Annotated in this window: 19 protein-coding genes and 1 pseudogene; 11 read left to right on the top strand and 9 right to left on the bottom strand. The window is 60.9% G+C overall.

All coding sequences use genetic code 11. The features are described 5' to 3' along the window. Window positions 1–397: 397 nt before the first annotated feature. From GQ39_RS26390 to GQ39_RS26375, 4 genes are all read right to left on the bottom strand, one after another. Window positions 398–610: a hypothetical protein gene (locus tag GQ39_RS26390; protein ID WP_047536271.1), complete on the bottom strand. Its 213-nt coding sequence runs from the start codon at window positions 608–610 to the stop codon at window positions 398–400. A 247-nt stretch (window positions 611–857) separates the two neighbouring features. Next, a complete protein-coding gene (gene aguA, locus GQ39_RS26385) occupies window positions 858–1,964 on the bottom strand; it encodes an agmatine deiminase (protein WP_047536269.1) in 1,107 nt (368 codons plus the stop codon). Window positions 1,965–1,969: 5 nt separating this feature from the next. Beyond that, entirely contained in the window at window positions 1,970–2,848 is an 879-nt protein-coding gene (gene aguB / locus GQ39_RS26380; RefSeq protein ID WP_047536268.1) for an N-carbamoylputrescine amidase, read from the bottom strand. Between the two features lie 264 nt (window positions 2,849–3,112). Beyond that, window positions 3,113–6,025: an aminotransferase gene (locus GQ39_RS26375; protein WP_047536266.1), complete on the bottom strand. Its 2,913-nt coding sequence runs from the start codon at window positions 6,023–6,025 to the stop codon at window positions 3,113–3,115. 186 nt (window positions 6,026–6,211) lie between these two features. On the opposite strand from GQ39_RS26375, the gene rfbC reads away from it, so the two are divergent. The 4 genes from rfbC to GQ39_RS26355 all read left to right on the top strand — a co-directional run bounded on the left by rfbC (window position 6,212) and on the right by GQ39_RS26355 (window position 10,558). Further along, window positions 6,212–6,757 (top strand): dTDP-4-dehydrorhamnose 3,5-epimerase, encoded by a 546-nt coding sequence (gene rfbC / locus GQ39_RS26370; RefSeq protein ID WP_047536265.1) that lies wholly within the window; start codon window positions 6,212–6,214, stop codon window positions 6,755–6,757. Window positions 6,758–6,863: 106 nt separating this feature from the next. Beyond that, window positions 6,864–8,672: a sensor histidine kinase gene (locus tag GQ39_RS26365; RefSeq protein ID WP_047536263.1), complete on the top strand. Its 1,809-nt coding sequence runs from the start codon at window positions 6,864–6,866 to the stop codon at window positions 8,670–8,672. Further along, window positions 8,669–10,063, top strand: a complete 1,395-nt coding sequence (locus GQ39_RS26360; protein ID WP_047536261.1) for a sigma-54-dependent transcriptional regulator — start codon at window positions 8,669–8,671, stop codon at window positions 10,061–10,063. Before GQ39_RS26365 ends, GQ39_RS26360 begins: the two co-directional genes overlap by 4 nt. A 39-nt stretch (window positions 10,064–10,102) precedes the next feature. Beyond that, window positions 10,103–10,558 carry a YiiD C-terminal domain-containing protein gene (locus GQ39_RS26355; protein WP_047536259.1) on the top strand — a complete coding sequence of 152 codons (456 nt, stop codon included), beginning with the start codon at window positions 10,103–10,105 and terminating at the stop codon, window positions 10,556–10,558. A 66-nt stretch (window positions 10,559–10,624) separates the two neighbouring features. Here the strand turns inward: GQ39_RS26355 and cysQ are convergent, their stop codons facing one another. Next, a complete protein-coding gene (cysQ, locus tag GQ39_RS26350) occupies window positions 10,625–11,452 on the bottom strand; it encodes a 3'(2'),5'-bisphosphate nucleotidase CysQ (protein WP_047536258.1) in 828 nt (275 codons plus the stop codon). Further along, on the bottom strand, window positions 11,449–12,012 hold the full coding sequence (nudE, locus tag GQ39_RS26345) for an ADP compounds hydrolase NudE (RefSeq protein WP_047536256.1): 564 nt from the start codon (window positions 12,010–12,012) through the stop codon (window positions 11,449–11,451). The genes cysQ and nudE overlap by 4 nt, the downstream gene beginning before the upstream one ends. A gap of 90 nt (window positions 12,013–12,102) precedes the next feature. On the opposite strand from nudE, the gene yrfG reads away from it, so the two are divergent. Further along, window positions 12,103–12,765 carry a GMP/IMP nucleotidase gene (gene yrfG, locus GQ39_RS26340; RefSeq protein WP_047536254.1) on the top strand — a complete coding sequence of 221 codons (663 nt, stop codon included), beginning with the start codon at window positions 12,103–12,105 and terminating at the stop codon, window positions 12,763–12,765. A 102-nt stretch (window positions 12,766–12,867) separates the two neighbouring features. Here yrfG and lysM read toward each other — a convergent pair whose 3' ends face one another. Further along, entirely contained in the window at window positions 12,868–13,317 is a 450-nt protein-coding gene (lysM, locus tag GQ39_RS26335) for a peptidoglycan-binding protein LysM (RefSeq protein ID WP_047536253.1), read from the bottom strand. A gap of 148 nt (window positions 13,318–13,465) precedes the next feature. Here lysM and GQ39_RS26330 point away from each other — a divergent pair, with 148 nt between their 5' ends. The 4 genes from GQ39_RS26330 (at window position 13,466) to GQ39_RS26315 (ending at window position 18,467) form a co-directional block, all read left to right on the top strand. Further along, a complete protein-coding gene (locus GQ39_RS26330; protein ID WP_047536251.1) occupies window positions 13,466–14,353 on the top strand; it encodes a LysR family transcriptional regulator in 888 nt (295 codons plus the stop codon). Between the two features lie 92 nt (window positions 14,354–14,445). Continuing rightward, window positions 14,446–15,285, top strand: a complete 840-nt coding sequence (gene fdhD / locus GQ39_RS26325; RefSeq protein ID WP_047536250.1) for a formate dehydrogenase accessory sulfurtransferase FdhD — start codon at window positions 14,446–14,448, stop codon at window positions 15,283–15,285. Continuing rightward, on the top strand, window positions 15,282–17,630 hold the full coding sequence (locus GQ39_RS26320; protein ID WP_047536249.1) for an FdhF/YdeP family oxidoreductase: 2,349 nt from the start codon (window positions 15,282–15,284) through the stop codon (window positions 17,628–17,630). Before fdhD ends, GQ39_RS26320 begins: the two co-directional genes overlap by 4 nt. Before the next feature lie 354 nt (window positions 17,631–17,984). Beyond that, complete coding sequence (locus tag GQ39_RS26315) at window positions 17,985–18,467, top strand: glycine zipper domain-containing protein (protein WP_047536248.1); 483 nt, start codon at window positions 17,985–17,987, stop codon at window positions 18,465–18,467. 70 nt (window positions 18,468–18,537) lie between these two features. Here GQ39_RS26315 and GQ39_RS26310 read toward each other — a convergent pair whose 3' ends face one another. Both GQ39_RS26310 and GQ39_RS26305 read right to left on the bottom strand, forming a co-directional pair. After that, a complete protein-coding gene (locus GQ39_RS26310) occupies window positions 18,538–18,957 on the bottom strand; it encodes an acyl-CoA thioesterase (RefSeq protein ID WP_047536247.1) in 420 nt (139 codons plus the stop codon). A 48-nt stretch (window positions 18,958–19,005) separates the two neighbouring features. Further along, window positions 19,006–20,964 carry a RecQ family ATP-dependent DNA helicase gene (locus GQ39_RS26305; RefSeq protein WP_047536246.1) on the bottom strand — a complete coding sequence of 653 codons (1,959 nt, stop codon included), beginning with the start codon at window positions 20,962–20,964 and terminating at the stop codon, window positions 19,006–19,008. A 444-nt stretch (window positions 20,965–21,408) separates the two neighbouring features. Between GQ39_RS26305 and GQ39_RS26300 the strand changes: the two genes are divergently transcribed. Both GQ39_RS26300 and GQ39_RS33890 read left to right on the top strand, forming a co-directional pair. Then, a complete protein-coding gene (locus tag GQ39_RS26300) occupies window positions 21,409–21,705 on the top strand; it encodes a hypothetical protein (RefSeq protein ID WP_047536244.1) in 297 nt (98 codons plus the stop codon). A gap of 162 nt (window positions 21,706–21,867) precedes the next feature. Then, window positions 21,868–21,999, top strand: a pseudogene (locus GQ39_RS33890) (DUF1493 family protein); the annotation flags it as partial. Between the last annotated feature and the right edge of the window lie 95 nt (window positions 22,000–22,094).

The raw sequence follows: 22,094 nt of genomic DNA, 5'->3' as shown, positions 1-22,094 counted from the left end.
GAAATGGCACTTTCGCGCTCTTTTTTCATTTCGCAAACAAAAAAGCCCGCCCACGATGACTCGCGGCGGGCCTTTTTATTATTTTGGATTATGGCAGTCAGCCACAGGCGTTGGGCCGAATCGTAGCTGCGGCCTCAAGGGTGTGTCAATTTGATGAATCGTCTGTAATTAGGCAAAAATCGTCTAAGAAATGACTTTACTTGGCAGAAAACATCAAATGCTACAGCCATCGATTCGGCGGAAGGCACTTTTGCCGGCAGCGCCTGACGCAAGCGAGATGAAGGTCCTGCGGCTTGCTTTCCAGGCGACGGGCCGAGGTCGATGAGGGTGCTTCGGACATAAAAAAACGCTGCCATGCCGGCAGCGTTCTTCGTTGATCAATCCGTTGTTTTTCTACTTATCCTTCCATCACATCCCACAACGCATCTAGCTCAGCCTCGCTGAACAAGCCAGCGGGGTAACGCTCGATTATCATCCGGCGCGGATCACTGTCTGCGATCTGACGCGTCCCATTGGACTTGAACCAGTGCGCCAGGATCTGGAGCGATTCGCTGGTTACTGCCAGGGGATGCAACGCCCGCTCGCTCACCACATTCACTTCGGCGTTCATTTCTGCGCTCTCTCCTGGTTTGTGAGCGGCCTGACTTTATCCAAGGTTTATGACAGAACAACTAAGTTCTCCCCCTCCCTGCATTGCACCATCACAGATACAAGAGCTATGCCAATGTGTGTAGACAGCCGACAAGCGGATACAAAAAAGCCCGCAGTCCTGTAGGGCTGCGGGCTTGCCGTGAAGCTGGGCGCGAAAACGTTTGCCAGAACGAATTTGCAATCAACTCAAGCTGTTACAACTGCACTCACTCTTTGTGCGGCGCTGGCTGTTGTTGGGTAAGGCAGTGGATGTTACCGCCGCCCAGTAACAGTTCGCGGCCTGGCACCATCACCACTTCGTGTTGCGGGAACAGGCTCTGCAAGATCTCTTTTGCCGGCGCATCCAGCGGGTCGTCGAAGCTCGGAGCGATGATGCCGCCGTTGACGATCAGGAAGTTCACATAGGAACCGGCCAGACGAACAGTCGGGTTACGCTCCTGAGTGCCGTCCACCGGATCAACACCCGCGCATTCTTCCTCGGTCGCATACAGCGGTCCCGGAATCGGCATTTTGTGCACTGTAAAAGGGCGTCCCTTGGCGTCGGTGCTACTTTGCAGCACGTTCATCGCAGCCTGGCAACGCGGGTAGTTCGGGTCCTGCGGATCATCGGTCCAGGCCAACAATACTTCGCCCGGACGCACGTAACAGCAGAAGTTATCCACATGACCGTCGGTTTCGTCGTTGAACAGACCGTCCGGCAGCCAGATGATTTTATCCACAGCCAGATGTGCGCTGAGCACCGCTTCGATCTCTGCACGGTTCAGGTGCGGATTTCGATTGCGATTGAGCAGGCATTCTTCGGTGGTGATCAGCGTGCCCTCGCCATCGACGTGGATCGAACCGCCTTCAAGCACAAAGCCTTCAGTGCGATAGCGCGGGCTGCGCTCGATCTCGAGGATTTTTCCACCCACCTGCGAGTCGCGGTTCCACGGCGAATACAGGCCACCGTCAAAGCCGCCCCACGCATTGAAATCCCAGTTCACGCCACGAACTTCACCGTTGTCGTTGATGACGAACGTCGGGCCGGTATCCCGGACCCAGGCGTCGTCACTGGACATCTCCACTACGCGGATATTCGGCACGTCCAGACGGGCACGGGCGTTTTCGTACTGGCCGGCGGAAACGGCCACGGTGACCGGTTCAAAACGGGCGATGGCCTTGGCCACCGCCACGTGCGCGGCTTGCGCCGGTTTGCCGCCTAGGCGCCAGTTGTCCGGGCGCTCGGGCCAGATCATCCAGGTCTGGGTTTGTGGTGCCCACTCGGCCGGCATGTAGAAGCCGTCTGCGCGAGGGGTGCTGTTCATAGTCGTCATGGCAGTCAGGACTCCAGGGATCCGTCGAGGGTTTTGATAGCACCATACAGGTTAGGGCGGCGGTCGCGGAAGGAGCCCCACGCGCTGCGTGTGTGTTCGAGTTTTTCGAGGTCGAAGGTGTGAACCAGAATGCCTTCTTCGGTTTCGTTGAGTTCCTGCACCTTCTCGCCGAACTGGTTGGCGATGAACGACGAACCATAAAAGGTAATGTCGTAGCCATCTTGCTCTTCGTTGCCGATGCGGTTACTGGCGATCAGCGGCATCAGGTTTGCGCCGGCGTGCCCCTGTTGCACGCGTTGCCAGTGATCGCGGGACGAAATGGTCTTGTCGTGGGGCTCGCTGCCGATGGCGGTCGGGTAGAACAGAATTTCCGCGCCTTGCAACGCCATGCTGCGCGCAGCCTCGGGGAACCACTGGTCCCAGCAGATGCCCACGCCGATTTTCGCGTAACGGGTATTCCAGACCTTGAAGCCGGTATCGCCCGGGTTGAAGTAGTACTTCTCGTGGTAACCAGGACCGTCCGGGATGTGGCTTTTACGATAAATCCCGAGGTTGCTGCCGTCAGCGTCGATGATCGCGATGCTGTTGAAACGAGCGCGGCCGGCCAATTCGTAGAAGCTGATCGGCAGCACCACTTGCAGTTCCTTGGCGACTTTCTGGAAATGCTTGATGGCGACGTTGTCTTCGACCGTCGTGGCCAGCTGCAGGTAATCCGGGTTCGGCTTCTGGCAGAAGTACGGCGCCTCGAACAGTTCCTGGATCAGGATGATCTGCGCGCCTTTGGCGGCGGCTTCACGGACCAGCCGTTCAGCGACTTCAATATTGCCTTCAAGGTCCCAGGAACAGGCCATCTGAGTGGCGGCGACGGTAACGTTACGGCTCATGAATCATCTCCGGGCAAGTGCGTGACGGTCGGGCATGGTTTATCCACGCCCTGGCATTGGCGACTTTATAGCCGATAAAAATCGGCTTTAAAAGCGACAAATATGCCTTACGTCTAAAAATACACACTTTAACCCGATAACAATCGAACTTATGCCACCATTCCTGTGGGAACGAGCTTGCTCGCGATAGCGGTCTTTCAATCAAAACATCCGTGACTGACACGACCTCATCGCGAGCAGGCTCGCGCCTACAGGGGTATGGAATTACAGCCCCTCGGCGAGCACCTTCGAAAGCATGTCCACAAAGAAATCCACGCTGCGGCGCGAAGTGACCATTGGCGGTTTGATTTTGAGGACGTTCAGGAAATCGCCCGTCGGCTGCATGAAGATGCCCAATTCGCGCAAACGATCGCACAGCGCGGTGGTTTCCTCGGTCGCCGGTTCCAGGGTTTCGCGGTTGCGGATCAATTCCACGCCCAGGTAGAACCCGGAACCGTGCACCGCGCCCACCAGCGGATGAATGTCGATCAGCGCTTCCAGACGCTCCTTGAAATATCCGCCAACGACCTGAGCGTTTTCCCAGAGTTTTTCCTCTTCCATCACATCCAGCACCGCCATGCCGACCTGGCAGCTCACCGGACTGCCGCCGGCGGACGAGAAGAAATACCCCTCGGCTTCCAGTGCTTCGGCGATCTCCCGGCGAGTGATCACCGCCCCCAGAGGCTGGCCGTTGCCCATGCCTTTGGCCATGGTGATGATGTCCGGCACCACGCCCTGCTCTTCGAAGCCCCAGAAGAAATGACCCATGCGCCCGTAACCGACTTGCACTTCGTCGGCGATGCACACGCCGCCCCGGGCACGAACCATGGCATAGACCTGCTTCAGGTACCCCGGCGGCAACGAAATACCACCGGCATTGCCGTACACCGGCTCGCAGATGAAGCCGGCCAGTTGGCGTTTTTGTTCGGCGATTTTTGCCAGGTTGTGTTCGACGCTGCGCACATAGTCCGGCGCACTGTCCGGGCCACGGAACTCGCCGCGATACGTGTTCGGTGCCGTCACCGGGTGCACCCAGTCCGGACGACTGCTCAAGGCTTTCGGGTTGTCGGCAATCGAGGTCGAGACCGCATCGGCGCCCACCGTCCAGCCGTGATAGGCCTCCAGCACGCTAAGCATGTCGCGGCCGCCGCTGTAGGCCCACGCCAGGCGGATCGCCAGGTCATTGGCCTCGCTGCCGCTGTTGACCAGGAACACGCGGTCCATGGAGTCCGGCGCCAGCTTCAACAAACGCTCGGAAAACTCGGCGACTGCCGCGTAGTTGAACCGCGAGTTGGTATTGAGCAACGACCACTGGCGACTGGCGACCGCTGCCATGCGCGGATGGCCGTGCCCCAGCACCGCGACGTTGTTGAGCATGTCGAGGTAGGAGCGGCCCTGCATGTCGATCAGGTGGTTGCGCCAGCCGCGTTCAATGCGCGGCGGGTCGACGTAATAGTGTTTTTGCGTGCGGGCGAAACTGGCGTCGCGACGGGCCAGCAGGGTGTGTGCGTCGAGTTCGGCTTCAGCATCGCAGGCCAGCCCCAGCAGCGCCGCCGGTGACGGGCACAACGCTTGCCAGGCGGCGGCACGTGAAGGCGTGCAGAACAACGGTGCCGTCAACGATGCACCACGGGCCAGTTGCACGATCAGCGGCCCGCTGACCGTACCCAGCACCTGTCCTTTGACCAGCGCCGCCCCGGTATGCAGTGACGGCGTGACGCCCTGGAGCCGCACGCTCAGTTGCGGGCCGTCGAGTTGCAACACGCCAGGCGACGGTTGATGGATCATGCCGGCAAACGGCGATTCGACCGCCGTGCCGTGGGGTACGCGCAATTCGACGTGCAACGGACAGGTGTCCGGTTCGATGGCGCTGTCCGGTCGGGTGCGGGACAAGCGGTATTGCCCGTAACGACTGGCCGCCAGGCCGTGGGCGGCGGCCGCTTCGTCCAGCAACCGCTGATCCACGCCCTCCTGCTCCCAGTTACCGGCGTCGAAATGCGGGCTGAGCACACCCAGATCGATCAAGGCAAACTCGCGACCGACCAGGCTTGGCAGCAGCGGCGCGAAGCCTTCGCTGCCAATTTCCGGCAGGTTCTGGCCCACCGACGTCAGGATCGCCGCTTCCATCAAGGCCAATGGCACCGACGTGGCGACGCGGAAAATTTCCCACTCGTGAGTCAGGTTGTCGCGACTGTAATCATTGCCCGGATCGATGCTGACTTGCTGCTCACCACTGAGCACCAACACCGCCGCACGAGCGACGATCAGCGGCCACAACGCCAGCAGTTCTTCATGGGTCAGCGGATTGACCGCGTGATAAGCCTGCACCGCCGGCAAAATGCAGAACGGGTCGCCATCGGCGTGATGCAGCAACGCCGCGCAGGTCACCGACAGGTCGGTGATGCGCCAGGTGCGGATCAAATCACCGAAATCGATCACGCCCTGCAGCTGCCAGTGGCGTTGCGCATCGCGCTGCCACACCACGTTATCGTCGGTGATGTCCATATGGATGGCCTGCACCGGCAGCTTGTCCACCAGTGGCTGCAAATGGCGTTCGGCCTGCTCCGCCGCTTCGGCGATCAACTGGCGCTGAGTGTCGTCCTGGATCACCGGCAACAAATGAGCGATCAACGCCTGAGCATGGCGAGCGTCCCACTGCAGGGTGCGCTCCAGCCCCGGATGATCGAAAGCCGCCAGCGCCAGGTCCATCTCGCCGCACAAGCGACCGAAACCGGCCACCACCGTGCGATTGAAATGGTCCAGATGGGTCAGGGACTGGCCTTCGATGTAGTCCAGCAAGCGCACGTGTACCGCTTGGCCACCGACTTCCAGCGTCAGCAGGTCCGCACCATTCTTCGCGGGAATCACCCGCGGCACGTGCACGTCCGGGTGTTCGCCCAGATGTTTGAGCCCCGCGTGCTGGGCTTGCAGTTCCAGCGCCGAATAGTCGCCCCGGCAGATTTTCAGGACGAAACGGCCCTGGTCGCTGTCAACGCGGTAATTCAGATCCTGCTGGCTGCCAAGGGCCTGCAACCTTCCGCCGAGCCCGTAATGCTCCTGCAACAGCTCATGCGCTTGCTCCGCAGACACTTGCGGACTGGGCAAACTGGCACGATGAATCAACGTGGCGAGCGGCATACAACGACCCCTGAAATATTATTAGGCGCCTATATCGCCACTGCTTGGGGCGATACGCAACCCCCTTCATCCGTCTGACGACGGGCCGGCCGGGTAAACGGAAAAAGAAAAATGACGCGCCACTCGTCTTGAACAAGACTCTACGCAAGAATGTCGACCATCTACGCCTAGCACTGGAGAAACACCATGAATGTAGTCACCACCGACCTGCCCGGTGTTCTGATCATCGAACCCAAGGTGTTTGGTGACGAGCGGGGGTTCTTTTACGAAAGCTTCAACGCAAAGGCTTTCGAAGAAGCGACCGGCCTGAACACACCGTTCGTTCAGGACAATCACTCGCGCTCGCAAAAAGGCGTGCTTCGTGGCCTGCATTACCAACTGCAAAACACGCAGGGCAAGCTGGTTCGAGTCACGGCCGGTGAAGTGCTCGACGTCGCCGTGGACATCCGCCGCAGCTCGCCGCATTTCGGAAAATGGGTCGCGGTGCGTCTGTCCGCCGCCAATAATCGCCAGCTCTGGATTCCTGAAGGCTTTGCCCATGGCTTCGTGGTGTTGAGCGACTACGCCGAATTCCTCTACAAGACCACCGACTACTACAACCCGTCGGCCGAGCGCTGCATTCGTTGGGATGACCCGGACCTGGCCATCGACTGGCAACTGGACGCCGCACCGCAACTGTCGGCCAAGGATAAGGTCGGGGCATTGCTCAAGGACGCCGAAGTATTTGCCTGAAACCCGACCTGAAGCTTCACCGCGCAGGCGCACCTGCCCCCAGGTGCGCAGACTGCGCCCGCAAGCCTAGGCATAATGCGCCTGTACCCACAGGCGCTCGATGCTTATGACCCCGACCCTCCCCCGCAGACCTCGCTGGCGCAGCCTGGCGCTGCTCGCCTTGTGCCTGGCGCCGTTGTTGTGGCCGCTGGAGCATCTGGCCGAGCGCTATTACCGCAGCGAGCTGGCCAGCCAGAACCGGCAGACCCTCGATCTCTATGTCGCCAACCTGCTGGGCACCCTGCATCGCTATGAGGTACTGCCGCAGATCCTCGGCGATCTGCCGGCCCTGCGCGCCGTGCTCGGTGCGCCGGACGACGGCGTCACCCAAGGCAACGCCAACCGCCTGCTGAAGAACATCAGCGCCCAGACCGGGGCCGAAGTCATGTACCTGATGGACACCACAGGCAAGACCCTGGCCGCGTCCAACTGGGACAAGCACGACAGTTTCGTCGGCCGTAACTTTGCCTTCCGTCCGTACTTCAGCGAAGCCATGGCCGGCCGGCTCGGGCGCTTTTTCGGGCTGGGCACCACGTCCGCCAAACGCGGCTACTTCTTCGCCGCGGCGGTGCGTGAGGGCGAGAAAATCATCGGCGTACTGGTGGTGAAGGTTGATCTCGACCACACCGAAAGCCTGTGGGGCAAAACCCCGGAACAGTTGCTACTGACCGACCATAACGGCGTCGTCATCATCACCTCGCGACCGGAATGGCGCTTTCGCGCGACCCGTCCGCTGAACGATGAAGAGAGCCAGGCGATTACCGCGATCCAGCCTTATCCGACGCGCGAGCCCAAGCCCTTGAATCTCAACCCCGACGCCTGGCTGACCCAGACCCAGTCGATCGCGGAAACCGGCTGGGACGTCAGCATTCTCGCGCCGCGCACCCTGATTGACCGCCCGGTGCGCACGGTCGTCGCCATCGGTGGCGCGACACTGTTGGTGCTGATGCTACTGCTCGGCCTGATGATGCAGCGCCGCCGCCATTACCTCGACCGAATCGCATTCGAAGCCAAGGCCCGACGCGAACTGGAAGCCCGGGTCGCCGAGCGCACCAGCGATCTGGAAGGCCTCAACCGTCGACTCAAACAGGAAGTGCTGGAGCGCGAACAGGCCCAGCAGGAACTGGTGCGCGCGCAGGACGATCTGGTGCAGGCCGGCAAACTGTCGGCGCTGGGCACGATGTCGGCGAGCATCAGCCACGAACTCAACCAACCGCTGGCCGCGATTCGCAGCTACGCGGAAAACGCCGAAGTACTGCTTGATCACCAGCGCACCGACGATGCGCGGAGCAATCTCAAATTGATCAGCGAATTGACCGGGCGCATGGCCTCGATCATCGCCCATCTACGCGCTTTTGCCCGCCGTGATCGCCATGCCCCGGAAAGCGTCGCCCTGCAACCGGCGCTAGACGACGCCCTGGCGTTGCTGGCCAAGCGTCGGCGTAGCATGGAGGTCGAACTGATCCGCGATTTACCCGCCGCCACCCTGTGGGTCGAGGCTGGGGAAACCCGTCTGCGCCAGGTGCTCGGCAATCTGCTGGCCAACGCCCTGGACGCCCTGACGGAAAAAGGCCCGCCGCGCAAACTCTGGCTAAGTGCCCAATCCACCGCTGACGGCGTCCACCTGTACATTCGCGACAACGGCCCCGGCTTTTGCATGGAAGCCCTTGGCCGCGCCAGCGAGCCCTTCTACACCACCAAGACCCGCACCCAGGGCCTGGGGTTGGGGCTGGCGATCTGCGAAACCCTGATGCGCGCCTTTGGCGGTGAACTGTCGTTCGCCAACCACAAGGAAGGTGGCGCATTGATTACCCTGAAGCTGCGCGCAGGCGCACCGGGTGTGAGCCTGCAACCGTCCGAGGACCGAAGTGCATGACCATCGACAACCGCATCCAGGTCGTGTTGATCGACGACGATCCCCACCTGCGCCAGGCCTTGAGCCAGACGCTGGATCTGGCCGGCCTGAAAATCCTGCCGCTGGCCGAAGCCAAGGGCCTGGCCGCACAGCTGGAACGCGACTGGCCGGGCGTTGTGGTCAGCGATATCCGCATGCCGGGCATGGACGGCCTGGAACTGCTGACTGAACTCCACGCCCAGGACCCGGAGTTGCCGGTGCTGCTGATTACCGGTCACGGTGACGTGCCACTGGCGGTGCAAGCCATGCGCGCCGGCGCCTACGACTTCCTGGAAAAACCTTTCGCCAGCGACGCCCTGCTCGACAGTGTGCGCCGCGCCCTGGCCTTGCGCCGACTGGTGCTGGACAACCGCAGCCTGCGTCTGGCCCTGAGCGATCGCAATGAATTGACCACCCGTCTGGTCGGGCAGTCGCCCTCGATCCTGCGCCTGCGCGAACAAATCGGGGCCCTGGCGGCGACCAAAGCCGACGTACTGATCCTTGGCGAAACCGGGGCGGGTAAAGAAGTGGTCGCGCGGGCGTTGCATGACCTGTCCAATCGGCGTAGCGGTCCGTTCGTGGCAATCAACGCCGGCGCACTGGCCGAATCGGTGGTCGAAAGCGAGCTGTTCGGTCACGAGCCGGGCGCCTTCACGGGGGCGCAGAAGCGTCGCATCGGCAAGTTCGAATTCGCCAACGGCGGCACGCTGTTCCTCGATGAAATCGAAAGCATGAGCCTGGATGTGCAGGTGAAGTTGCTGCGTTTGCTGCAAGAACGGGTGGTTGAACGCCTGGGTGGCAATCAACTGATCCCGCTGGACATCCGTATCATCGCCGCCACCAAGGAAGACCTGCGCCAGTCTGCCGATCAAGGGCGTTTTCGCGCCGACTTGTATTACCGACTGAACGTCGCACCGCTGCGTATTCCCCCCCTGCGCGAGCGCGGCGAAGATGCCTTGATGCTGTTCCAGCATTTTGCCGATGAAGCCAGCGCCCGCCATGGCTTGCCGCCCCACGAGCTGCAACCCGGGCAACGCGCGCAGCTGTTGCGTCACACTTGGCCCGGCAATGTGCGCGAACTGCAAAACGCCGCCGAACGCTTCGCCCTCGGCCTGGAGCTGGCACTGGACAACTCAGGGCCGCAAGATACGGCCGGGGCGCCGCTGGCGGTGGTCAGCGGTGGCCTGAGCGAACAAGTGGAAAACTTCGAAAAAACCCTGATCGCCGCCGAACTGGCGCGCTCGCACAGTTCGCTGCGCAGCGTCGCCGAAGCCTTGGGCATTCCACGCAAGACCTTGCACGACAAGCTGCGCAAGCACGGCCTGAGCTTCGCCGACAGCGGCGTCTCCAGCCACACCGACGAACTCGATTGACCCACTGTCTAATCATCCACTTCAAACATGAGGCCCCGCATGAACCGCGACAGTCGTTACCTGGAAACCGTCCTCCATCACGACATCCCCCTCACGCGGGACATGGGCCTCAAAGTGCTCGACTGGCACGATCAGCAGCTGCGCTTGTATTTGCCGCTGGACGCCAACGTCAACCACAAGAGCACCATGTTCGGCGGCAGTCTGTATTGCGGCGCGGTACTGGCCGGCTGGGGCTGGCTGCATTTGCGCCTGAAAGAAGAAGGGATTGAAGACGGGCACATCGTGATTCAGGAAGGGCAGATCAGCTACCCGCTCCCTGTGACCGGCGATGCGAACGCCATTTGCCAGGCGCCGAGTGCAGCGGTGTGGAAGAAATTCCTGACCATGTACCAGCGTTACGGCCGGGCGCGTTTGACACTGCATACCCGGGTCGTGAATGCGGGAAGCGAGGAAGATGCCGTGACGTTCACCGGGCAGTACGTGCTGCACCGCTGAACGTGAGGACGATGCAAAACCCTGTGGCGAGGGCGCTTGCTCCCTCGCCACAGATCTAAGAAAACGTCAGGAGCGGGCCAGCTCGAGCAATTTCTCCCGCCACGCCGCCTTCGCCGGCAGTGCCAAAAAGAACTCATTCAACAACGATTCCCGGGCCGGATAGCTGAAAGGCGCACCGCTCAGCTCCAGCACCTCGCCACCCGCCCCTTCCAGCACGCCTTGCGCTGCGGCCGTGTCCCACTGCGAAGTGGGTGCCAGGCGCGGATAACAATCCGCCGCCCCTTCGGCCAACAGACAAAATTTCAATGAACTGCCGATATTGGCCAGTTCCAACTCACCCAGACTGGCGCTCAACCCGGCCAGCAAACGTTCTTGCTCAGGGCTGGAATGGCGACGGCTGGCGACCACTGTGAACGGGGCACCCGCCGGCGGCACTTCGCGAACCTGAATCGGCAGCGGCGCTTCGCCCCTGTCACCACGCCAAGCCCCCCATCCGGCACCGCCCACGTAAAAGCGCCCATTGGTCGGCATCGACACCACGCCAAACACCACACGGCCCTGCTCGATCAGGGCGATGTTGACCGTGAACTCTTCACTGCCGGAAATGAACTCTTTGGTCCCATCCAAAGGGTCTACCAACCACCAGCGCTGCCACCCGGCGCGCACGCTCCGGGGGATGTTGGCGTCCTCTTCGGACAGCACCGGGATGCTCGGATCGAGTGCCGTCAGGCCGGCCAGGATCAAGTGATGGGCAGCCAGGTCGGCGGCGGTCACCGGAGAGTCGTCGGCCTTGGTCGTCACCGCCGTGCCTGTGCGCCAGAACGGCAGGATCGCTTCGCCCGCCTGCAACGCGAGTTCGACCACCGGCGCCATCAATGGATGAGGGAAATTCATGGCAGGAACACTCCGCGTTGAGTCAGCAAGTCACGGGCCAGGTACAGCGCCGCCAAGGCTCGCCCCTCAGTGAACTGCGGGTTCTGCACCAGAGTGGACAGCTCGCGCAGGTTGACCTTGCTCTGGCCCATCGGCTCCGGCTCGTCACCCTCCAGACGTTCTTCATAGAGGTCCGTGGCCAGTACCACCTGGATTTTCTGGCTCATGTAGCCAGGCGACAATGACAACTCGGTCAGATGCTCCAATTGCCGGGCACCAAAACCAGCCTCCTCCTTGAGCTCCCGCTCGGCCGCCGCCAGCACGTCTTCACCCGGCTCGATCAAGCCTTTGGGCAGTGACAGTTCGTAGGCATCGGTGCCGCAATACTCTTCGACCAGCACCGCATGCTCGGCGTCGAGCATCGCCACGACCATCACCGCGCCATACCCGGCGCCCTTGCCGACCAATCGCTCATAAGTGCGCTCCACGCCGTTGGAAAAGCGCAGCTTCAGTTCTTCGACACAGAACAAACGGCTGGTGGCGACGATCTCGCGGGCGAGGACGGTGGGTTTCTGGCGCATGAGCGGCTCCTGGGCAATAGCGGGTTACTATACCCGGCCTATCCTGATTGTTGTCTTCGGATACCTTTTTTACCGCTGGAGAAGTTTTTTATGCCCCTGCTGCCCTGGCACGACATCGACACCGTTCTGCTGGACATGGACGGCACGCTGCTGGATTTGCACTTCGACAACCATTTCTGGCTGGAGCACCTGCCCCAGCGTTATGCCGACTTGCACGGGGTCAGCCGGGCCATGGCCGAGCTGGAACTGCAACCGCTGTTCGAACGCAATGCCGGTCTGTTGCAGTGGTACTGCCTGGATTTCTGGAGTGCCGAACTCAAGCTGCCAGTGCGCGAATTGAAACTGGAAACCGCGCACCTGATCGCCCTGCGCCCGGATGCGGACACCTTCCTGGCGGCGATCAAACGGGCGGGTAAACGGGTGGTACTGATCACCAATGCCCACCGCGACTCCCTGTCATTGAAACTCGAAAGAATCGAACTGGCGCCCTACTTCGAACGCTTGATCAGCTCCCACGACTACGGTTTCCCCAAGGAAAACCCGCAGTTCTGGGAGGCGTTACAGGCCGACATCGACTTCGACCCGGCACGCAGCCTGTTCATCGACGACACCCTGCCGATCCTGCGCAGTGCGCGGGAATTTGGTGTGGCGCATTTGCTGGCGGTGAAAGAGCCGGACAGTCGAAAGGGGCCGAAGGACACGGCAGAGTTTGCGGCGGTGGAGGATTATCGGGTGCTTATCGAAGGCCTCTGAGACCGAAGCACCGGCATCGCGGGCAAGCCACGCTCCCACAAGATTGCGTATAACCTGTGGGAGCGTGGCTTGCCCGCGATGGCCATCACACGGGCTAAAGCCTTACTCGGGAATCCGCAACGACTGCCCCGGATAGATCTTGTTCACATCCTTGAGCATCGGTTTGTTCGCTTCGAAGATTTTGTTGTACAGGTTGGCGTTGCCATACACGCGCAGGGAGATGGCGCTCAGCGTGTCACCCTTCTCGACCACGACAAACTTGGCCGCCACCACGACGGGCCCGGTCACGGTAATCTGGTCTTCAACGCCGCTGACACCCGCCACGTTGCCCAGCGCCAGGAGGATTTTTTCCTTCTCTTCCTGCGTATTCGCTTCGCCGCTGGCAATGACTTTATCGCCCTCGACCTTCACCTGAATCTTCGACGTGTCGATCCCCGTCAGCGCGCTTTGCACGTGCTTGGTCAACGCTTCACTGTTGGCCTCAGCCTTGTCCGGCGTCAGCGCATCGAGGATTTTTTCACCGGCTTCTTTTAGAAAACTGAACAGGCTCATCAGGTGCTCTCCATGGGAATTAGATGTTCAGACGCAAAAGCCTAGACCATCCCTGTGGCTTGTGGATCCAACCCGACCAATGACGCCGCTTCCCCCTGGCGATAGAATCCGTACTTGCTCACCCCCCTGGAGCCGCCCTGGAGCGAAGATGGACATCAAACAACTGAAATTCCTCATCGCTCTCGACGAAACACGCCACTTCGGCCAGGCCGCCGCGCGCTGCCACATCACTCAGCCGACCCTGTCCATGCGCCTGCGCAACCTCGAAGAAGAACTCGACTTGCCGCTGGTCAATCGCGGTCAGCGCTTCGAAGGCTTCACCGCGCCCGGCGAGCGGGTGCTGGCCTGGGCGCGCACGGTTCTGGCCGCCTACGATGGCCTGTACGCCGAGGCCGCCGCCTGTCGCGGCAACCTGGTCGGTACGTTGCGCCTGGGCGTGGTGCCGTTGTCGAGTTTCGATCCACTGCCGCTGCTGCAACGCCTGCACACGCAACACCCGAACCTGCGCTTCGAACTGTCGGCGTTGAGCTCCGAGCAGATCCTCGAACAACTGGCGAATAATCGACTGGATATCGGCGTCTCTTACCTGGAACGCCTGGACAGCGAACGCTTCGAGTCGCTGACGTTCAGCGAAGCGCGCATGGGCCTGCTTTACGATCAGCGTTTTTTCTCCTTTGGCGAGTCGCCACTGACTTGGGAATCGTTGATCGAACTGCCGCTGGGCATGCTCACCAGTGGCATGCACTTTCGCCAGTCCATCGACCACAACTTCCACATCCGTGGCCTGACGCCGCAACCGTTGCTGCAAACCGACGCGGTGCATCAATTGTTACAGGCAGTGCACGGGGGTCTGTGCTGTGCCGTGATGCCGCTCGATGGCGGTTTTGAACAACTCACCGACCATCTGCGCCTGCACCCCATCGACGATGCCCAGACCCTGGCCCGACTGGGGTTGATCATGCGGCGCAGCGCCCCACGCTCAGCGCTGGCGGAAGCGTGTTTTGCGATCCTGCAACAATCGCTAGCGAAGGCTTGATCGACGCCATCTATCGGTGGATCAGTAATAGCAATTAGACGTGACATGTTGTCGCGCCTAGTCTTAAAGCTGATCAAATCGTCGGTGATGCCATGAACGCCAAGCGCCCTGACTGCTCGGCGCCCGCCTCCAAAACGCCCGAGCCCGCTGCCAGCCAGACTTACAGCTACAGCAACCTTCAATACTCTGAATCGGCCAGCACAGCGTTGGCCGAAGAAGTCGCGCTGGCGATTGCCTACAACGGCATCAGCCAGGCGGTCATGCTGGTGACACCGACCGATCTTGAAGACTTCGTCGTCGGCTTCAGTCTTGGCAGCGGCATCATCCAGGACGCTGGCGAGATTTATGACCTGCAACTCAGCGGCTCGGGTTCGGCGCAATACGCGCAAGTGACCATTGCCAACCGCGCGTTCTGGAACCTCAAGCAACAGCGCCGGCAACTGGCCGGCACCAGCGGTTGCGGGCTCTGCGGCGTGGAAGCGGTCGAACAGGCGTTGCCGGACCTGCAGGTGCTGCCCGGCGCACCGTTGCCGCCCGCCGAATGGCTCGACGGCCTGCGCCAGCGCATCGGTGAGTTCCAGCCGCTGGGCCAGTATTGCGGTGCGGTGCACGCCGCGGTGTTCATGAACGATCAGGGCCAATTGTTGCTGGGTCGCGAAGACATCGGCCGGCACAACGCCCTCGACAAACTGATTGGCGGCCTGATCCGTCGCAATATCCCGATCAGCGGCGGACTGGCGATTGTCACCAGCCGTTGCAGCCTCGAATTAATCCAGAAAGTGCTGCGCGCCGGCATCCAGACCCTGGTCAGCCTGTCTTCACCCACAGGCCTTGCCGTGCAATGGGCCCGTCGCCACAACCTCAATCTCATCCATTTGCCACAAAAGAATGCGCCACGGGTTTACAGCCCGGCTTTGGAGAATCAAGCGTGAGTCAACACCGTCAAGCCGACCAGACACCCGTTCCTCGCTACAAACCCTACAAAGGTCCGGCCGGTGGTTGGGGCGCGCTGATTAGCGTCGCCCAAGCCTGGTTGACCAGCGACAACGCGCTGAAAAACCTGCGCATGATGCTCAAGACCAACAAGAACGGCGGCTTCGATTGCCCCGGTTGCGCCTGGGGCGATTCGCTGGAAGGCGGCATGGTGGCGTTCTGCGAGAACGGTGCCAAAGCGGTGAACTGGGAAGCGACCAAACGGCGTGTCGACGGCAAATTCTTCGCCAGACACAGCGTCACCTCGTTGCTGGAGCAGAGCGACTACTGGCTTGAATATCAGGGCCGCCTGACTGAGCCGTTGCGCTACAACGCCGAGACCGATCGCTACCAACCCATCAGCTGGGACGATGCCTTTGCCCTGATCGCCAAGCATCTGCGCGGGCTGTCGAGCCCGGATCAAGCCGAGTTCTACACCTCGGGACGGGCCAGCAACGAAGCGGCTTTTCTCTATCAATTGTTTGTGCGCGCCTACGGCACCAACAACTTCCCCGACTGCTCGAACATGTGCCACGAGGCCAGTGGTGTCGCGTTGGCGCAGAGCGTTGGTGTCGGCAAGGGCACTGTGACCTTCGATGACTTTGAGCACGCCGATGCCATTTTCGTCTGGGGCCAGAACCCCGGCACCAACCATCCACGGATGCTCGAACCGCTGCGCGATGCGGTGAAACGTGGCGCTCAAGTGGTGTGTATCAACCCGCTCAAAGAACGGGGCCTGGAACGCTTCCAGCACCCGCAACACCCGATCGAAATGCTCACCAACGGCGACAAGCCGACCAACACCGCGTACTTCCGCCCGGCACTGGGCGGCGACATGGCGATCATGCGGGGCATGGCCAAGTTCCTGTTGCAGTGGGAGCGCGACGCGCAGAAGGCGGGTGAGCCTGCCGTGTTCGATCACGATTTCCTCAACGAACACAGCGTCAACGTGCTGGATTACCTGGCCGTCATTGACGATACCCCGTGGGAGCAGATCGTCGAGCAATCCGGCCTGCCCCTGGTGGAAATCGAGCAAGCCGCGCGCATGTACGCCAAAGGCAAGAACGTCATCATGTGCTGGGCCATGGGCATCACCCAGCATCGCCATTCGGTGGCGACCATCCAGGAAATCGCCAACCTGATGCTGCTGCGCGGCAACATCGGGCGTCCGGGCGCGGGCCTGTGCCCGGTGCGTGGCCACAGTAACGTGCAGGGCGATCGGACCATGGGCATCAACGAGCGCCCGCCGGTGGCGTTCCTCGATGCGCTGGAGCGTCGTTTCCCATTCAAAGTGCCACGTGAAAACGGTCACAACGTGGTCGAGGCGATTCACGCCATGGCTGAAGGCCGCGCCAAAGTATTCATGGCGCTGGGCGGCAACTTCGCTCAAGCCACCCCCGACAGCCCAAGGACCTTCCAGGCCCTGAGCAATTGTGACCTGACCGTACAAATCAGCACCAAGCTCAATCGCAGCCATCTGGCCCACGGCAAGGACGCGCTGATCTTGCCGTGCCTGGGCCGGACCGATATCGACCGACAAACCGAAGGCCCCCAAGCGGTGACCGTCGAAGACTCGTTCAGCATGGTCCACGCCTCCAACGGCCAATTGGAGCCGCTGTCGAACCAGATGCGTTCGGAGCCGGCTATTTTGGCCGGCATCGCGGCAGCCACACTGGGCAACTACCCGGTGGGCTGGAACTGGCTGGTGGCCGACTACAGGCGCATCCGCGACCTGATTGCCGACACCATCCCCGGCTTCAAGGACTTCAACGAGAAAATCAAGAATCCAGGGGGGTTCTACCTCGGCAACAGCGCCGGTGCGCGCAAGTGGAACACCCCGTCAGGCCGGGCCAACTTCCGCCCGAACGTTTTGCCCAAGGACCTGGTGCACGAGCGCACCCGCGCCACCGGCGTACGGCCGGACCTGATCCTGCAATCGATGCGCTCCCACGATCAGTACAACACCACGATCTACGGGCTCAATGACCGCTATCGCGGGGTGAAAGGCCAGCGTGACGTGTTGTTCGTCAACGAAGCCGACATCATTCGCCTGGGCTTCAAGCCCGGGCAGAAGGCGGACATCGTATCGATCTGGGATGACGGCCTGGAGCGTCGGGTGAAAGGCTTCACGCTGCTGGCGTTTGATATCCCGGCCGGGCAGGCGGCGGCCTACTATCCGGAAGTAAACCCGTTGGTGCCGCTGGAAAGCACCGGGGATGGCAGCCATACGCCAACCTCGAAGTTCGTCGCCATCCGCCTGGAAGCGGCGAGCGAGACCGGGTTGATCATGGCCAGGTCGGCTTAAGCGACGGCAGGTCGAGCCCCATCGCGGGCAAGCCACGCTCCCACAGGGTTTGAGTTGCATGCATTTCCCATGTACGACTCAAATACTGTGGGAGCGAGGCTTGCCCGCGATGGCGTCCGACATGGCAACACATGATGAGATGATTCGACACTTTACAATCGCCCACAAAAAAGGCCGTTTTTGCGTAAAAACGGCCTTTGCCAAGTAGCAACAGACCGGCCAAAAACCGTTAAGTTCCGCCGAAAAAACAGCAACTTATAGAAATGTGCGCAAGTCGTGTTACTCGTCGGATTTCGATTGTCACACTTATGACACAGCCTCAGGATCGCGCCGTCATCCCCTTGAGGTTCCTCTATGAAGTTCTCCTCGATTCTCTTGTTGTCCCTTGGCCTGGTCAGTGGCTTCGCCTCCGCTGGCGGCACCACCGAAGCAGGTGTGGGCGGCGCATTGGGCGGGGTTCTGGGCTCAGTCGTCGGTCAGTCGTTAGGCGGCAATACGGGTTCCACCATTGGCGCGGCCCTGGGTGGCGCGGGTGGTAGCGCAGTCGGCGCAAACAAACACAGCCGTGGTGAAGCCGCCATTGGTGGTGCGCTGGGCGCAGCAGGCGGTAACGTGGTCGGCCGCAGCATGGGCGGCACCACCGGCAGCCTGATCGGCTCCGCAGCAGGCGGCGGCGCGGGTGGCGCGCTGGGTAACTACATGGGCAACAAGAGCAACGAGGAAGACGATCGTCGCTCCTATCGTGGCCATGATGATCGTCGTTACTACCGTGACGGCCACCCTGGTCGCGGCCATGCCTACGGTCATCGCAAGCACCACAGGTACTATCGCGACTGAGGCCTGGATCGCCTCGTCAGCCGGTACTTCAAAAAATCGCAGCCCACGGGCTGCGATTTTTTTTGCCCGTCTAAACCACCAGGCGCTCCAGCGCTGCGCGCAACTGCCCGGGAATCGCCACCGGCTGATTTGACGCACGATCCACAAACACGTGCACGAAGCGCCCCGCCGCACAGGCTTCATCCTCCCCGGCCTTGAACACTGCCAACTCATACTGCACCGAACTGTTGCCCAACTTGCCTACCCGCAAACCGATCTCGATGCGGTCCGGGAAAGCGACGGAAGCAAAGTAATCACAGGCCGAGCTCACCACGAAGCCCACCACCTCGCCATCGTGGATGTCCAGCCCCCCGACCTCAATCAGGTAGGTGTTCACCGCCGTATCGAAGAAGCTGTAGTAGGTCACGTTGTTCACGTGCCCGTAGGCATCGTTGTCGTGCCAGCGCGTGGTGATGGGTTGGAAATGCGGGTAATCGGAGCGTTGAGGCATCAGCGTGGGTTCCTGGAGTCGGGCTGCCAGTCTACGTCGAAAACCGTGTCACGAAGCATCGTCAGGGGACACCGCGCTTGCCAGGTGCTGTTCAGCCCACCCACGTACCTCGGCGTATGGATAATCCTCAAGCACCGCAAACCCCGAGATCGCCCGCGCCTTGAGTTTGGTGAACAGCGGCACGCTGATCCCGCACAGAAACCGCGTCACCCGCTCGGCCGATGGCACGCCGCCCGTGTGCTGTTGATGCCTGTGGATAAAGTCCCCACACAAGGCCTCGAAGTTTTTATCCACAAGCGCCGGCAATGGCGGTGGCTCCGGCAATCGCGCCACCTGCCCGTGACACACCGAGCAATGTCCGCATTGCGTGGGGGCGTTGGTGTCGCCGAAATACTCGGCCAGGCGATAGCCCAGGCAATGCTCGGTAGCGAACAGGTCCAGCATGGCGTGAATCCGCGCGATTTCGGTTTGTTCATGCCGGGTGAAATACCCGTGCAGCTCTTCACTCAACGCGACGCTATCGAAACCGGTTTGCAACAGGCTGTAGACCTCGGTCATCTGCTTGCTTTCCAGCTCGACCCAACCCTTCTCCTGGAAGTAATCGAGCGCCTTGACCACCCGGCTGCGCTCGGCCTGATGCTGCTGATACAGCGCCTCGAAATTCACCGTGGCCCAGGTCCGTGCGCGGCTGGAGGTCTGGATGATCGCTTCGACGAAATCCCTGCGCTCGCCCTCGAAACGCGTCAGCAACGCCTCGGGCTCCAGCAAATACTTGAATCGGTATTCAGCGTAGTAGGCGTAACGCGGGGCGATCAGGCCACGCAGTTCCAGTTGCACCAGCAAGGTCTTGAGTGGCAGTTGGCGAATGTTGCTCTGATCCGCCAAAGGCCCCAGCAAAAACTCCCATTGCCCCTCGGGCGCGGCAGCCTGCATTTCGTCAAGCACGCGGCGGATGCCGTCCAGCTCCGGGGTGTCGCCATAGACGAAGTTTTCCAGCACGTTAAGGCTGTCGCGGTTGGCCAGGACCAGACAGTCGGATGGCTGTCCGTCACGCCCGGCACGGCCGATTTCCTGGCTGTAGTTTTCGATGGATTTGGGCAGATCGAAATGCACCACGTTGCGGATGTCGCTCTTGTCGATGCCCATGCCGAACGCGATGGTGGCGACGATGCAATTGGACTGCCCGCCCATGAAGCGCTTCTGGATCGCTTCGCGTTGTTCATGGGGCAACCCGGCGTGATAGGCCTCGGCCTGAATGCCGTTGCGGCTCAGGTGCTCGGCGATCTGTTCGGCGGTTTTCTGCAGGGTGACGTAGACGATGCTCGGCTGGTCGGGACGCTGGCTCATCCACTCGACAAGGCGTCGGCGCTTGTCCTGCCCGCGCACCGGTTCCACCAGCAGATTGAGGTTCGGCCGATAGAAACCGGTGGTCACCACGTCGTCGGGGGCGATGGCGAATTTGGCCTGCATGTCGGCGATCACCTTGGGCGTCGCTGTCGCCGTCAGGAGCAATACCTGAGGAATGTTGAACTGGCGCTGATAGTCGGGAAGCTTGAGGTAGTCGGGGCGGAAGTTGTGGCCCCACTCCGAGATGCAATGCGCCTCGTCCACCACCAGCAGCGAGATCGGCACCTGCTGCAAGAAGTTGCGAAAGCGCTCGTTTTTCAGGCGCTCCACCGAGATCATCAAAATTTTCAACTCGCCGGACTTGGCGCGGGCCATGACATCGCTGGCGTCATCGCGGCTCTGGGCCGAATCGATACTGCCCGCGGCAATGCCGTGGCGCTGCAGGAACGCCAGTTGATCCTGCATCAACGCCAGTAACGGCGAGACCACCAGCGTCAGGTGCGGCAGCAAGACGGCCGAAAGCTGATAGCACAGGGACTTGCCAGAGCCCGTGGGGAAAATCGCGGCCGCCGAGCGCCCCGCCAGCACCGCGCTGACCGCCGCCTCCTGGCCGGGCCGAAACTGTGGATAACCGAAAACCTGTTCCAGGGTGTTGTGCATAAGCTGTCACTCCGTTGACCGCTGCGAAGTGCAAAGCCTAGTCGGCGATGGCAGCGAGTCGAGAAAAGGTCGGGGGGCAAAACGATTCGGGATGATACAGCGGATGGTGGAACGACAATGCAAGGCTTCAGGCATCAGTTGACTGTCGGGCCCCTTCACCACAAAACTCGAAACACCCTACAGAATCTGAAGCGCCCGTTGCCGAGTTTCTTGGCGCGGCGACTGACAACTCCGCAGGAATTTTTACCGCAGGCAGTTACGCGGTAAAAAACCGCTACCCACTCGTAGGTCTCTTCCTCAAAAGCCAGTAAAGACCCTACAAAACCTGTCCATCTCAGCCGTCTTGTGGCACCGCCTCACGCCCTTCTATAGTTTGCGGCGCGGCTGAAAACAGTGTCTCGGCCTGCCGGGCACACTTGCCGACTTCGTACAGGACTGACCTTGATGAACAACCCCGAATCACTCAACGACCGCTATCGCCCGCTCAAAACCCGCTACAGCGATACTCCGGTACTGGTGATCGACACCGAAGCCGATCCGGTCGAGATCCTCGACGCCGCCCACCAACGCATCCGCGCCGCCAGCAACCTGTTGGAAACCCTGTACTGCCTGTGCTTCAAAGAGGCCGACACCAGCGACATCCCCAATATCGTCAGCGCGCTGTACCTGCTGACCCAGGACGGCAACGACCTGCTCGACATCGCCCGGCAACGCCTGCTCAACTGGAAAGCGCCAGCCTAAAGTCGAGTGAACAGATCGTTCCCACTTTCTACGTGAGAACGATCAAACAACCGGCACAACTGAATAGATGAAAGTCCATTGAGTCTGATCGGCATTGCCCTAAAGTCAGCCACTGGCGCACATCAACAATGATTTTCATTGGGACTCCAATCTTCACTCGTCGAGCTCTTCCTCAAGCGCAGGGCGAAGGGACGTGGCGACAAAGTCCCACTGACTATCAGAATGCTTTACCAAGCGATCAAGGCCCAGCGGTGGGATACACCAGAATTGGAGGGCATAGGGCCAAACGCATAAGTGCCATTATTCTGGTCGTTGAGCGCCCATTTGGCTGGAATCATGGCAGTTACGTTTTCTGCCGGCCTGAATCACGCCCATAAAAAAACCGCCCC

Source organism: Pseudomonas sp. 11/12A, from assembly GCF_000800055.1.
GTDB lineage: Bacteria > Pseudomonadota > Gammaproteobacteria > Pseudomonadales > Pseudomonadaceae > Aquipseudomonas > Aquipseudomonas mohnii.
Note: the sequence above shows the minus strand (reverse complement) of the source record. Positions and strands in the feature narration are given on the sequence as shown.

Coding starts and splice junctions, on each gene's coding strand:
- GQ39_RS26390 (WP_047536271.1), bottom strand. CDS start 610: ATGAACGCCGAAGTGAATGTGGTGAGCGAGCGGGCGTTGCATCCCCTG.
- aguA (WP_047536269.1), bottom strand. CDS start 1,964: ATGACGACTATGAACAGCACCCCTCGCGCAGACGGCTTCTACATGCCG.
- aguB (WP_047536268.1), bottom strand. CDS start 2,848: ATGAGCCGTAACGTTACCGTCGCCGCCACTCAGATGGCCTGTTCCTGG.
- GQ39_RS26375 (WP_047536266.1), bottom strand. CDS start 6,025: ATGCCGCTCGCCACGTTGATTCATCGTGCCAGTTTGCCCAGTCCGCAA.
- rfbC (WP_047536265.1), top strand. CDS start 6,212: ATGAATGTAGTCACCACCGACCTGCCCGGTGTTCTGATCATCGAACCC.
- GQ39_RS26365 (WP_047536263.1), top strand. CDS start 6,864: ATGACCCCGACCCTCCCCCGCAGACCTCGCTGGCGCAGCCTGGCGCTG.
- GQ39_RS26360 (WP_047536261.1), top strand. CDS start 8,669: ATGACCATCGACAACCGCATCCAGGTCGTGTTGATCGACGACGATCCC.
- GQ39_RS26355 (WP_047536259.1), top strand. CDS start 10,103: ATGAACCGCGACAGTCGTTACCTGGAAACCGTCCTCCATCACGACATC.
- cysQ (WP_047536258.1), bottom strand. CDS start 11,452: ATGAATTTCCCTCATCCATTGATGGCGCCGGTGGTCGAACTCGCGTTG.
- nudE (WP_047536256.1), bottom strand. CDS start 12,012: ATGCGCCAGAAACCCACCGTCCTCGCCCGCGAGATCGTCGCCACCAGC.
- yrfG (WP_047536254.1), top strand. CDS start 12,103: ATGCCCCTGCTGCCCTGGCACGACATCGACACCGTTCTGCTGGACATG.
- lysM (WP_047536253.1), bottom strand. CDS start 13,317: ATGAGCCTGTTCAGTTTTCTAAAAGAAGCCGGTGAAAAAATCCTCGAT.
- GQ39_RS26330 (WP_047536251.1), top strand. CDS start 13,466: ATGGACATCAAACAACTGAAATTCCTCATCGCTCTCGACGAAACACGC.
- fdhD (WP_047536250.1), top strand. CDS start 14,446: ATGAACGCCAAGCGCCCTGACTGCTCGGCGCCCGCCTCCAAAACGCCC.
- GQ39_RS26315 (WP_047536248.1), top strand. CDS start 17,985: ATGAAGTTCTCCTCGATTCTCTTGTTGTCCCTTGGCCTGGTCAGTGGC.
- GQ39_RS26310 (WP_047536247.1), bottom strand. CDS start 18,957: ATGCCTCAACGCTCCGATTACCCGCATTTCCAACCCATCACCACGCGC.
- GQ39_RS26305 (WP_047536246.1), bottom strand. CDS start 20,964: ATGCACAACACCCTGGAACAGGTTTTCGGTTATCCACAGTTTCGGCCC.
- GQ39_RS26300 (WP_047536244.1), top strand. CDS start 21,409: ATGAACAACCCCGAATCACTCAACGACCGCTATCGCCCGCTCAAAACC.